Consider the following 12,386-nt stretch of genomic DNA (forward strand, 5'->3'; position numbering starts at 1 on the left):
ACGGGTTCGGCAGGGCGTCAGGCCGAGACCTGGCGCGGCGGACGGGCGTTGTCCTGACCCGGGCAGACCAGGCCGGTCTCGTAGGCGAGGATCACCAGCTGCGTCCGCGAGGAGATCTGGAGCTTCTGCATCACGTGGTAGAGGTGCGATTTCACGGTCAGCTCGGCCAGGCCCAGGTTGCGGGCGATCTCGGCGTTGGAGCCGCCGCGCGCGACCTCCAGCAGCACGTCCACCTCGCGCTCGGTGAGCACGGACAGCTCGCTGCGGGCGTCGCGCACGCCCAGCGCGGCGAAGCGCTGGAGCAGCCGCTTGGTCACCCGGGGCGCCAGCAGAGCCTCTCCCGCCGCGACCGTGTGCACGGCCTTGACCAGCTCCTCCGGACTGGCGTCCTTGAGCAGGAAACCGCTCGCCCCGGCGCGCAGCGCGCCGTAGACGTACTCGTCGAGGTCGTGCACGGTCAGCATGATCACCGACGTCGCGCCATCGGTCTCCGCGAGAATCTCCTGCGCTGCTGCGATGCCGTCCTTGCCCGGCATCCGCACGTCCAGCAGCACCACGTCCGGACGTCTCCGCCGCACCGCGGCCACGGCCGAGTCACCGTCGGAAGCCTCGGCCAGAACGCGAAGTCCCGGCTCGTTGGACAGGAGCGCGACCAGTCCCGCGCGGATCATCGCTTGGTCATCGGCAACCAGGACGGTCGTCTCCGCAGTTCCCACCGAGCCTCCTAGGTCCTGGCGGCCTGACATTTCGGCTCAGGCCAGGTCCGAATTTTCCGGGCACGGTAACACGGCCTCAAGGCGAAAACCGTTCATAACTGGATGTGCTGTCAAAGTTCCGCCCAGCAGCGCAACGCGTTCCCGCAGGCCGATCAACCCGTGACCCGACGGTTGGTGCGCAGGCCGCTGCTTCTGGTCGTCGAGCGCGCTGAGCTCGTTGGTGACTTCGATGCGCACCGTGGTGGGCGCGTACTCCACCAGCACCCGCGCACGGCCGGCTCCGGCGTGTTTGAGCACGTTGGTCATCGCCTCCTGGGCGATGCGGTACGCCGTCATCTCCACGGCCTGCCCGAGCGCTCGGACCGGGCCGCGCCGGTCCAGCTTCCAGGTCACCTGCCCGCCGCGGACCGAGTCCACCAGGGCGTCGAGGCCGTCCAAGGTGGGCGTGGGCTGCCAGTCAACGGTTTCCTTGCCCGTCACGTCGCGCTCGCGCAGCGCGGTGAGCATGTCCCGCATCTCCCCCAGCGCTCCCCGCGAGCTGGACTCCAGCTCCTGGAGCGTCTGCCTGGCGTGGTCGGGATCGCGGTCGATCACCGCCCGCGCCACACCCGCGCGCAGCGCCACCACCGAGAGGTTGTGCGAGACGATGTCGTGGAACTCCCGCGCTATCCGGGCCCGTTCGATCGAGGCGGCGTCGGCGGCCAGCTGATCACGAGCCTCGTCCAGCAGCGCCAACGTGCGTTCCAGCTGATCAGCGCGCCTGCGGCCGATCTGCACCGCGTAGGCCAGGCCGACGACGATCACCAGGTTCACCACGGCCCCGATGACCCGCAGCGCGCCCATCAGCGGCCCCATCCCGTAGGCGATCGCATCGGCGACCGGGTAGAACATCGCCAGTCCTGCGGCGGCCACCATCATCGACGGCGTGCTGCGCACGCACACCGAGTACAGCGCGACCTGGATGACCAGGTTCAGCGCACCGATGCTCAGCTGGAAGGCACTCAGCCCGGACGCCGTCGCGACCAGCACGAACAGCACCGTCCACGGAGCCCTGCGGCGCAGCGGCAGCAGCAGACCGGCCGGGCCGCCGATGGCCATCGGCACCCACCACGGCATCCACGGCGGGTGGTCGGCCAGCGCGGCGTCGAAGACGTACAGCACCGACGCGGCGAGCACGAACGCGACGTCGCCGAGCGTCACGCGATGGGTCAGCGCCCACTGCCAGAACCCCGACTCGGAACGGGACAGCACCAGCCTGCCGACGACCTGGTCCATCGCACCTGCCTGTCTGCAACGGGCTCACGGAGCCGAGTGCGGCCCCGTCGGCAACACGTGCCGCGAACACCGGAGTCGGGGGTTCCGGCATCCGCGGCACGCGGCTCCCGTCGCACCGGCACGCCGAACGACGGGCTCAAAGAGCATGCCCGCCGTTCGGCCCCACCTCATCCGTCGAAAGTGGGGGAGTGTGGAACGCTCCGTGTCGAACCGACGACTGGTCAGTGGCCGCGAGCCACCCACTCGTCGAATTGGGGACGCACCTCGCCGATCGTCGTCGACTCTCCGTGTCCAGGGTGGACCTCGGTTTCCGGCGGCAGCGGCAGCAAGCGGTCCCGGATCGAACCGGTGATCACGCCGAAGTCCGAGTAGGAGCGCCCGGTCGCACCCGGACCACCGGCGAAGAGCGTGTCGCCGGTGAACACCACGCCTTCGCTCGGCGCGTAGAAGCAGACCGCGCCTGGCGCGTGGCCCGGCGTGTGCAGCACGTGCAGCTCACCACCGCCGATTTCGATGACCTCGCCGTCGGACAGCTGCCGCTCGGGCTCGCGGTCGGGGTGGGTCATGTTCCACAGCACCAGGTCGTCCGGGTGCAAGTGGATCGGGGCACCGACCGCGTCGGCCAGTTCCGGCGCCCGGCGCACGTGGTCGTCGTGAGCGTGCGTGCACAGCACGGCGCGCACCTCCCGGTCACCGATCAGCTTCTGGATCGCGGCCACGTCGTGCGGCGCGTCCAGCACCACGCACTCGGAGTCATCGCCGATGACCCAGGCGTTGTTGTCCACTTCGAACGTCTGGCCGTCCAGCGAGAAGGTTCCGGACGTGACCGCGTGGTCCATTCGCAAAGTCATTTTCTCACCACCGGGATTCGGGGATCGGGGTTCAGAAGGTCACCACGGAGCGTAGGACTTCTCCGCGGTGCATCTTGTCGAATGCCTGCTCGACGTCGCCGAGGGCGATCTCCTCGGTCACGAACTTCTCCAGCGGCAACCTGCCCTGCTGGTACAGCTCGACGAGCATCGGGAAGTCGCGTTCCGGCAGGCAGTCGCCGTACCAGGACGACTTGATCGCGCCGCCCCGGCCGAAGACGTCCAGCAGCGGCAGGTCCAGCGTCATCTCAGGCGTGGGAACGCCGACCAGGACCACGGTTCCGGCCAGGTCGCGCGCGTAGAACGCCTGCTTGAAGGTCTCGACCCTGCCGACCGCGTCGATCACCACGTCCGCGCCGAAACCACCGGTGAGCTCCCGGATCGCCTCCACGCTGTCCTGCTCGGCGGCGTTGACCGTGTGCGTGGCACCGAAGCCTTCGGCCCAGCTCAGCTTCTTCGGGTCGGTGTCCACCGCGATGATGCGCCGGGCACCGGCCATCGCCGCTCCGGCCACGGCCCCGTCCCCGACACCGCCGCAACCGATGACAGCCACGCTGTCGCCCGGTCCGGCCTGGCCGGTGTTGACGGCCGCGCCGATGCCCGCCATCACGCCGCATCCCAGCAGCCCGGCCACCGCGGCCCGCGCCGAAGGATCGACCTTCGTGCACTGACCGGCGTGGACCAGCGTCTTCTCCGCGAAGGCGCCGATTCCCAACGCCGGGGACAGCGGCGTGCCGTCGCCCAGCGTCATCGGCTGGGAGGCGTTGTGGGTGTCGAAGCAGTACTGCGGACGACCGCGCTTGCAGGCCCGGCAGACCCCGCACACCGCGCGCCAGTTGAGCACCACGAAGTCACCGGGCTCGACGTCGGTGACCCCCTCGCCGATCTGCTCCACGACACCGGCGGCTTCGTGGCCGAGCAGGAACGGGTAGTCATCGCTGATGCCGCCCTCGCGGTAGTGCAGGTCGGTGTGGCAGACCCCGCACGCCTGGACGCGAACGACGGCCTCACCAGGCCCCGGGTCCGGGACCTTGATCGTCACCACCTCGACCGGCTTGCCCTTGCCGGCCGAAACCACCGCCTGCACGTCGGACACGACTACCTCCTGGGAACGCGTTGTCGGAATCTCTGTGGATGAGCGCAGTCAACATCGTCATATGCACGACCGGCCATCACAAGGGGTCACCGATCCGCGTCCCCGATCGATGTTGGACACGAAGGGTTAGGTGACGACTACGGTAAGATCCCAGCGGAGGGGAGAGGACGAGCATGGTCGACACGCGCGAAGCGGCTGTCCGGGAAATGGACATCGGACGTCCCGCTGCCGCCAGGATGTGCGACGCATTCCTCGGAGGTTGCCACAACTTCGGAGTCGAGCGCGAGGTGGTGGAGCGCATCGGCACCTCCCTGCCCGGCATCACCGGCGCCTACCAGGAGAACCGGGCGTTCCTGCGCCGAGCGGTGGAATACCTGCTCGCGCACGGTGTCCGGCAGTTCCTCGACCTGGGCTCGGGCATCCCCACCATCGGTCACGTGCACGAGGTGGCGCGTCGGCGCACCCGCCAGTTCCGGGTCGTCTACGTGGAAAACGAGCCGCTGACGGTCGCGCACAGCAAGCCACTGCTCGCCGCCGAGATCAACGCCGCCATCACCCACGCCGACATGCGCGACCCCCAGTCGGTGCTGGAGTCCGCTGAGGTCCGAGCGCTGCTGACCATGGACGAGCCGGTCGGGCTGCTGATGTCCTCGGTGCTGCAGTTCATCCCGGACTCCGATGACCCGGAAGACCTGGTGGCCGGGTACCGCGCCGAGCTAGCCCCCGGCAGCCACCTGCTGATCGCGCACGTCACCGGCAGCCACGACCCGGCCGCGGCCCGCACGCTCGCTGAGCACTACGCGGAAACCTCGGACCCGCTCTTCCCGCGCGACACCGACCGCATCGAGTCCTACTTCGGTGACTTCACGCCGGTGCCTCCCGGCACCACCTACCTGAGCGACTGGCGCCCGGACCCGGGCATGCGGACCCCGGCCCCCTACCGCCTGCTGTTCGGCGGCTTGGCGCGGAAGTGACGAACCCGGTCAACGCCGGACGAACATCAGCAGGATCGCGGCCGTGATCGCGCAGACGCCTGCGGCGATCCAAGCGCCGGTGAGGCCTGCGTGTTCGGCGGTGAGCCCGAACAGGAGCGGGCCGAGGCTGCCGCCGAAGTAGATGCCGGTCTGGGTGAAGGAGGTCGCGCTGGCCACCCGGTCCGGGGCGATCTTGGCGACGGCGAAGTTCAGCAGTCCCGGCCACGCCCAGCCCGCGCCGAAACCGATGGCCACGCCGATGAGGAACACCGGCGGCGAATCCACCGCCATCAGACCGAAACCCAGCGAACCGACCAGCAGCATCACCGTGATGACGCGGATCAAGTTGGGGTTCTTCCGGTCCGCGGTCACACCGGCGACCAGCCGGATCGTCAGCCCCACGGCCGATCCCAACGACAGCACCAGTCCTGCGGCCCACGGGCTGAAGCCCACTTCGACGGCGGTGGTGGTGACGAAGGCTCCCAACGCGTTGGCCGCTGCCGAACCCAACCCACCGGCGATCGCGATCAGCAGCAGCGCTGTGAAGTTCCCGTCGGTACCGGCCGCACCCCGGCGGGAGGCCTGGGTCCGTTCGGCCTGCGGCAACCTCGGCACCGCCACGGCCGCGACCAGTCCGATCACGCCGCCGACCAGGAACACCCAGCGCCAGCCGACGGTGAGCGCGATGGCGGGCACCGCCACGCCCGCCAGGAGCGTGGCGGCCGGGATCGACGACTGCTTCACGCCGAAGCCCATTCCCCGGTGGTGCGCCGGAATGCCTTGTGCGATCAGCAGGTTCGAGGCCGGTTGCGCCAGCGAGTTGGGCAGACCTGCCAGCCACAGCAGTCCCATCAGCCAGACCGCGTTCGGCGCCGCCGACAGCCCGAACAGGCACAGCGAGCTGCCGAGGACGCCGATGCGCATGCCGAGCCGGGCGCCGATGCGCTCCACCACCCAGCCCATGCCGCGTGAGGACATCGACGCCACGCCGAAGAACCCAGCCGCGCCCACGCCCAGCAGCGCGGCACCGAAGCGCAGGTCCTGCTGCAACTGCACGCCCAGCCCGCCGACCAGGAACACCGGGAACACCCCGACGGTCACCACCGCGGCCACCGACGAGAGCACTCGCGGCATTCCGACGCTGCGCTGTCCGACCGCCACGGCTGACATCAAGACCCCTTCATCCCAGGTCCTGCCAGCCTCCGGCGCCGAACGATCCTTAGCAAGGCTAAGGTGACGAACTCGTCATCCCCGGAAGGCTGGGATCCCGGTCAGCGCCTGACCGATGGTCAGCGCGTGCATCTCGCTGGTGCCCTCGTAGGTCAGCACCGACTCCAAGTTCGTCATGTGCCGGATCACCGGGTACTCCAGCGAGATCCCGTTGGCACCCAAGATCGTCCGCGCGGTGCGGGCGACCTCCAGCGCACCCCGGACGTTGTCCAGCTTGCCGAAGCTGACCTGCTGCGGGCTCAACTTCCCGGCGTCCTTGCGCTTGCCCAGGTGCAGCGCCAGCAGCCTGCCGTTCTGCACCCGCACAGCCATGTCGGCCAACTTGGACTGGGTGAGCTGGAACCCACCGATCGGGCGTCCGAACTGCTCCCTGCTCGTGGCGTAGTCCAGCGCCGCTTCCAGGCAGCTGCGCCCGGCACCCACCGAACCCCACACGATGCCGAAGCGGGCCTCGTTGAGGCAGGACAGCGGGCCGCGCAGGCCGGTGACCTCGGGCAGCACGGCATCGGCCGGCAGCCGGACGTCGTCGAGCACCAGCTCGGCGGTCACCGACGCGCGCAGCGAGAGCTTGTGCTTGATCTCCGGAGCCGAGAAGCCCGGCGCGTCGGTGGGCACCACGAAGCCGCGCACGCCCTCGTCGGTCTGCGCCCACACGACCGCCACCGAGGCGATGCTGCCGTTGGTGATCCACATCTTGCGGCCGTTGAGCACCCAATCGGAACCGTCGCGGCGAGCGGACGTGCGCATCGACGACGGGTCCGAGCCGTGGTCGGGCTCGGTCAGGCCGAAGCACCCGATCGCCTCGCCGGCCGCCATCTGCGGCAGCCAGCGCTGCTTGTGCTCCTCCGACCCCCAGCGCCAGATCGCGTACATCGCCAGCGATCCCTGGACCGACACCAGCGAGCGCAACCCGGAGTCGCAGGCTTCGAGCTCTTCGCAGGCGATTCCGTAGTCCACAGCGGACAGACCGGCGCAGCCGTAGCCCTCCAGGTGCATGCCCAGCACGCCGAGCTTGCCCAGCTCCCTGGCCAGTTCGCGGGCCTGCGGGAACTCGCCGTTCTCGTACCACTCGGCGACGTGCGGGTGCACGTGGTCGCGGCACAGGGCGCGCACGCTGTCGCGGATCGCCAGCTGTTCCGAGGTGAATTCGGCGTCGATGCCCAGCGGGTCGTGCGGGTCGAACTTCGGGCGGTTTCCGGGGGCGCTCATCGCGGGTCCCTCCTGGACGAGATCGGGGGAAGCTGTTGTTCGGGGCCCTCCAACCACGCGAGGACCTCCTTGTCGTGCTCACCGAGCAACGGCGGCGCGGTCATCTCGGCGCTGCCGTGCCCGGAGAAGTCGATGGGCATCCGCACCTGCATCGCGGCGCCGCCGCCGGGGTCGACCATCGGCCGCAAACCCAACGACTCGGCGTAGTGCACCGCCCCGGACAGGTCGTTGACCTGCCCGCACGCGATGCCCACACCCTGCAGCCGCTGCTGCCAGTCGGCGGCTGGCCGCGCGCCGAGCACGTTCTCCAGCCTGCTCACCATCTCCTCGCGGTGGGCGACCCGCTGGGCGTTGGTGGCGAACTTCGGGTCGTCGGCCATGGAAACCAGGCCCAGCGCCTCGCTGAACTTGCGGAACTGCGCGTCGTTGCCCACCGCCACCGCGAGGAAGGCGTCCTCGCAGCGCAGCGTCTCGTAGGGGGCGATGCTCGGGTGCTGGTTGCCCATCCGCTGAGGCGCGATGCCGGTGGTCAGCAGGCTCGACATCTGGTTGGCCAGCGAGCCCAGCAGGCTGGACATCAAGTTGACCTCGACGTGCTGCCCGCGGCCGGTCACGTCCCGGTGGCGCAGCGCGGCCATGATGCCCAGCGCCGCGTCCTTGCCGGTGAGCACGTCGACCACGGCGACGCCGACCTTCACCGGTGGCCGCTCGGGCTCACCGGTGATGCTCATCAGGCCGCCCAGCGCCTGCACCACGAAGTCGTACCCGGGCAGCTCGGCACCCTCCTGGGAACCGAACCCGGAGATCGAGGTGTAGATCAGCCGCGGGTTGATCTCGTGCGCGGCCTCGAAGTCCAGGCCGTGCTGCGCCAGCGACCCCACCTTGAAGTTCTCGACCAGCACGTCGGCCCGCCGGATCAGCTCGCGCGCGGCGGCCCGGTCTTCGTCCTGGGACAGGTCGAGGCGCACGCTGCGCTTGCCGCGGTTCACGGATTCGAAGTAGGAGGAGCTGTTCTCGGTCCAGGGCGGTCCCCAGGAGCGCGTGTCGTCCCCCGTGCCGGGGCGCTCCACCTTGATCACGGTGGCCCCGAGGTCGCCCAGCAGCATCGTGGCGTACGGGCCGGCCAGCACCCGGCTGAAGTCCGCGACGACGACGCCGTCCAACGGCAGCGCTTCCATGACCCCACCCTTCCGACGGCGCGCGCAGCGACGTTCTTGCGCGTCCGGAAATTTGGATCCAATATACAGTTGATCGATGCGCGGTCAAGCCGTTCCGAGCGCCCGCGTGTCCGCACCCGATGCTGGAGAACCGCGATGCGCAGACCGCCCACCACTCAGGCCTTCGTCCTCGACGAGCTGCGCAAATCCATCGTGTCGGGAGAGCTCTCGCCGGGCCAGCCGATCCGCCAGGACACGATCGCGGCAGGCCTGGGCGTCAGCCGCGTGCCGCTGCGGGAGGCGCTGAAGACGCTCGAAGCCGAAGGGCAGGTCGTCCACCAACCGCACCGGGGCTACTCGGTGGCCGAGCTGTCGCTGGCGGACCTGCTGGAGGTCTACCGGATGCGGGATCTGCTGGAGTCCGAGGCTGCGCGGGTGGCCACCGACCGGCTCACCGACGCCGATCTGACGCGCATCACCGACGCGGGCCAGGACGTGGAGCAAGCGGCCGAGGACGGCGATCTGGTGGCGATGATCGCGGCCAACCGCCGCTTCCACTTCGCGTTGCTGGAACCCTCCGGACTGCCGCGGCTGCTGCGCGTTGTGCGCACGCTCTGGGACGCCACGGACGCCTATCGCGCCGTCTACTACAACTCCGGCACCAACCGGGCCCGGGTCCGCCGCGAGCACGAGGCCATCATCGCCGCGGCGGACAACCGCGACCCCGAGGACCTCGTCCGCCTGCTGGCCGAGCACCGGCACCACGCCGTGGACGCCCTGCGCGGCACCATCGGCGAGGAGGAGCAGATCCGGCGGTAGCCGGTGCCTCCCGTGTGGGGCTCAGCTTGCGCCACCGCGCCTTGCCCCCTGGGGAGCAACCGACGCGTCCTTCGGCGAGCACGCCGCGACGCTGTGCGGCCATGCGGAGTCGTTGCCGCACGGAGTCAGGCGCGTCAGGTTCCGCTGCCCGCACCGGCAAGCAGGGTGACCACAGCGATCATTCGTACGTGTAGAAGCCCTGACCGGTCTTCTTGCCCTTGATGCCCGCGTCGACCATGCGCTTGAGCAGCGGCGGAGCGGAGTACGTGGGCTCGGCGTACTCCTGGTACATCGAGTCGGCGATGGCCTTGAGGGTGTCCAGGCCGACCATGTCCGACAGCCGCAGCGGACCCATCGGGTGGGCGCAGCCCTGCACCATGCCGTTGTCGATGTCCTCGGCGCTGGCGTGCCCGGCCTCGAACATGCGGATCGCCGAGAGCAGGTAGGGCACCAGCAGCGCGTTGACGATGAAACCGGAGCGGTCCTCGGCGCGGATGGTCTCCTTGCCGAGCTGCTCGGTGGCGAAACCGCGGGCGCGCTCGACGGTCTGCTCGCTGGTGAGCAGCGACGGAACCAGCTCGACCAGGTTGAGCACCGGAACCGGGTTGAAGAAGTGCACACCGATGACCTTGTCCGGACGCTCGGTGGCGCCGGCGAGCTTGGCGATCGGGATGGACGAGGTGTTGGAGGCCAGGATCGCCTCCGGGTCGGTGAGGAGCTCGTCGAGCTCCTCGAACAGCTTGAGCTTGAGGTCCTCGTCCTCGGCGATCGCCTCGATCACCATGTCGCGGTCGTCGAGGTCAGCGAGGGTGGTGGTGAAGTGCAGGCGCTCCTGGGTCGCGTCGCGCTCGGCCTCGGTCAGCTTGCCCTTCTGGACCGCGCGGTTGAGCGACTTCCACAGCCGAGAGCGAGCCGCCCGAGCCGCGTCGTCGTCGATCTCGCGAACGATCACGTCCAGACCAGCGCGGGCGCCGACCTCGGCGATGCCCCCGCCCATCTGCCCGCCACCGACGACTCCCAGGCGTTCGATCTTGGTCACCACACAGTTCCTTCCGCTCCCGGCAGCACTGCCGCTACGCGACGCTATCCGGCTCGGATCATGCCAAAAACCGCCGAACGGGACCGATCAACAGTGCGCGAAGGCACACCTGACGCGCAGAGAGCCGGGTCCGCGTTGCGAACCCGGCTCCCGGTCGTCCCCCGACTGTCCGACCCTGACCCCCTGTGCGATGTCGAGGTTACCCCACTGTGCGTGGCCGGGCGCATGCGCTCCGGACATGCGCGGTGGACGATCATTTCGCTTGCACAACGCCCCGATCAGCGCTAACGGGGATCTGCGTGACCGACTGCGATGACCCGCCACCATGAGCGAGCAGATGCCGCCGCTGCGACGGATCATCGTGCTCGGCGAGGTCGTGCTGGCGGTGACCGCCGCGATGCACGAGGGCGGGCGTTAGACGCTGGTCCCAGCGGTCGGGTGGGTGCTGCTGCTGGGCCGCGCTGCCGGCGACCCTCGACACCTCCCCGGCGGTGCTCCTGCTCGGCGTGCTGATGTCGCTGCTGCTGACCGTCGGGCTGGTCACCCATCGGGAACCGGTCAGCGAAGCCGGGTGACCGCGGTTCGGGCCACTTCGGTGATGTCCTCGACGGCCTTGCCGTAGCCGACCGAGCTGGGCTGGCCGCTGAGCAGGGCGACGACGTAACGTCGGCCGGGGTCGACGACACCCGCGCTGTGCACCCAGACCTTGCCCGTCTGGCAGCACATCCACCCGGACTTCACCGCTTGCGCGTCCATCGCCATCAGCCCGAACCCCTGGTTGACCCCGTCCGCCGCGCGGCGCGGGGCCGCGTGCAGCGCGTCGAGGACGAACTCGCGGTCCGCGGCCGGCATCCGGGCGAGCAGGTGCTGGTAGACGGCGGCGATGTCGCGAGCCGAGGTGACGGTGTCGCCCCAGCGGCCAGGGTCGTCCGGCGGCCGGGTCTGCTGGAGCTTCAGCCGGTTCGCCGAAGCGGTGATCAGCGACGCCCCGCCGTAGCGGTCCCACAGGGCGTTCATGGCCTCGTCGTCACTGGGTCCGAGGGCGCGCCGCATGGCGAAGCGGTCCTGCGGGGTGACCCGGCGCCGTTCGAGCAGCTCGACGGCCACGATGACCTTCGACAGCGACGCGGAGTGCATAGGTCGCATCCCGGCCCTGCCGTAGGCGACTTCACCGGTCGCGCGATCCAGGACCGCGACGCCCAAGGGGTTCCGCTGAGCCGCCGCCTGCTGGTCGACCGAGGCGGCGGTGGCGGCAGGGGCTCCGGTGGGCTTCGCACGGGCCTCGAAGGTGCTGTGCTGGTCCTCCAGCGTGGCCACGGCCGACGGCGCGCAGCCGATGAGCAGGACCGACAGGGCGGCAGCGGCCACCCTGACCGCCCCGTGGCGCGGCGGCTGGGAAGCCGTTGTCCTGCCTAACACGCAACCCCCGGACGCTGTGGTCGTGACGTCCGGCGTTGTGAACTCGATTCACACAACGCCGTCCGGTCACGACAGCACAGGAGGGGAAAATCCGCAGGTGGAAGCCCTTCTTCCCCCGTCCGGGTGTTGGTGCCGCGCTAAACCACCTGATGGGTACCGCGACGGCGACCGGACGTCACTCGCGCGGCATCAGTTCGGCGAGGAGGACACCCACCCGGCGGTCGATGTCGTCGCGAATCTCGCGCACCGCATCCACTCCCCGCCCGGCCGGATCCGCGAGTTCCCAGTCCAGGTAGCGCTTGCCCGGGAACACGGGGCAGGCGTCACCGCATCCCATCGTGATGACCACGTCGGACGCCTCGACCGCATCGGTGGTCAGCTTCTTCGGGACCTCCTCCGACAGGTCGATCCCCAGCTCGCGCATCGCTTCGACGACCGCGGGGTTGATCGACTCGGCCGGCGCGGAGCCAGCCGAACGCACCTCGACCCGACCTCGGGAGCGGTGTCGCAGCAGCGCGGCGGCCATCTGAGACCGGCCGGCGTTGTGCACGCAGACGAACAGGACCTCGGGCACTTGCTCTCC

At 69.8% G+C, this 12,386-nt stretch carries 12 protein-coding genes; 2 read left to right on the top strand and 10 right to left on the bottom strand.

Features of this window, described 5'->3' with window-relative positions:
- Positions 1-17 precede the first annotated feature (17 nt).
- From E1161_RS05265 to E1161_RS05280, 4 genes are all read right to left on the bottom strand, one after another.
- On the bottom strand, positions 18-716 hold the full coding sequence (locus E1161_RS05265; protein WP_132620158.1) for a response regulator: 699 nt from the start codon (positions 714-716) through the stop codon (positions 18-20).
- 36 nt (positions 717-752) lie between these two features.
- Entirely contained in the window at positions 753-1,991 is a 1,239-nt protein-coding gene (locus E1161_RS05270) for a sensor histidine kinase (protein WP_132620160.1), read from the bottom strand.
- A 221-nt stretch (positions 1,992-2,212) separates the two neighbouring features.
- Positions 2,213-2,842 carry an MBL fold metallo-hydrolase gene (locus tag E1161_RS05275; RefSeq protein WP_132620162.1) on the bottom strand — a complete coding sequence of 210 codons (630 nt, stop codon included), beginning with the start codon at positions 2,840-2,842 and terminating at the stop codon, positions 2,213-2,215.
- A gap of 31 nt (positions 2,843-2,873) precedes the next feature.
- Positions 2,874-3,956 carry an S-(hydroxymethyl)mycothiol dehydrogenase gene (locus E1161_RS05280; RefSeq protein ID WP_132620164.1) on the bottom strand — a complete coding sequence of 361 codons (1,083 nt, stop codon included), beginning with the start codon at positions 3,954-3,956 and terminating at the stop codon, positions 2,874-2,876.
- 173 nt (positions 3,957-4,129) lie between these two features.
- Between E1161_RS05280 and E1161_RS05285 the strand changes: the two genes are divergently transcribed.
- On the top strand, positions 4,130-4,930 hold the full coding sequence (locus tag E1161_RS05285; protein ID WP_132620166.1) for an SAM-dependent methyltransferase: 801 nt from the start codon (positions 4,130-4,132) through the stop codon (positions 4,928-4,930).
- A gap of 9 nt (positions 4,931-4,939) precedes the next feature.
- Here E1161_RS05285 and E1161_RS05290 read toward each other — a convergent pair whose 3' ends face one another.
- The 3 genes from E1161_RS05290 to E1161_RS05300 all read right to left on the bottom strand — a co-directional run bounded on the left by E1161_RS05290 (position 4,940) and on the right by E1161_RS05300 (position 8,547).
- On the bottom strand, positions 4,940-6,100 hold the full coding sequence (locus tag E1161_RS05290) for an MFS transporter (protein ID WP_132620168.1): 1,161 nt from the start codon (positions 6,098-6,100) through the stop codon (positions 4,940-4,942).
- Positions 6,101-6,175: 75 nt separating this feature from the next.
- Complete coding sequence (locus tag E1161_RS05295; RefSeq protein WP_132620170.1) at positions 6,176-7,369, bottom strand: acyl-CoA dehydrogenase family protein; 1,194 nt, start codon at positions 7,367-7,369, stop codon at positions 6,176-6,178.
- A complete protein-coding gene (locus E1161_RS05300; protein ID WP_132620172.1) occupies positions 7,366-8,547 on the bottom strand; it encodes a CaiB/BaiF CoA transferase family protein in 1,182 nt (393 codons plus the stop codon). Before E1161_RS05300 ends, E1161_RS05295 begins: the two co-directional genes overlap by 4 nt.
- 135 nt (positions 8,548-8,682) lie before the next feature.
- Between E1161_RS05300 and E1161_RS05305 the strand changes: the two genes are divergently transcribed.
- Positions 8,683-9,345 (top strand): GntR family transcriptional regulator, encoded by a 663-nt coding sequence (locus tag E1161_RS05305; RefSeq protein ID WP_132620174.1) that lies wholly within the window; start codon positions 8,683-8,685, stop codon positions 9,343-9,345.
- A 178-nt stretch (positions 9,346-9,523) separates the two neighbouring features.
- Here E1161_RS05305 and E1161_RS05310 read toward each other — a convergent pair whose 3' ends face one another.
- The 3 genes from E1161_RS05310 to E1161_RS05320 all read right to left on the bottom strand — a co-directional run bounded on the left by E1161_RS05310 (position 9,524) and on the right by E1161_RS05320 (position 12,377).
- Positions 9,524-10,384 (bottom strand): 3-hydroxybutyryl-CoA dehydrogenase, encoded by an 861-nt coding sequence (locus tag E1161_RS05310; protein WP_132620176.1) that lies wholly within the window; start codon positions 10,382-10,384, stop codon positions 9,524-9,526.
- A 558-nt stretch (positions 10,385-10,942) separates the two neighbouring features.
- Positions 10,943-11,752 (bottom strand): serine hydrolase, encoded by an 810-nt coding sequence (locus tag E1161_RS05315; protein WP_132620178.1) that lies wholly within the window; start codon positions 11,750-11,752, stop codon positions 10,943-10,945.
- 226 nt (positions 11,753-11,978) lie between these two features.
- On the bottom strand, positions 11,979-12,377 hold the full coding sequence (locus E1161_RS05320) for an arsenate reductase ArsC (protein ID WP_268951369.1): 399 nt from the start codon (positions 12,375-12,377) through the stop codon (positions 11,979-11,981).
- Between the last annotated feature and the right edge of the window lie 9 nt (positions 12,378-12,386).

The sequence above is a fragment of the Saccharopolyspora aridisoli genome, assembly GCF_004348445.1.
Taxonomy (GTDB): domain Bacteria; phylum Actinomycetota; class Actinomycetes; order Mycobacteriales; family Pseudonocardiaceae; genus Saccharopolyspora; species Saccharopolyspora aridisoli.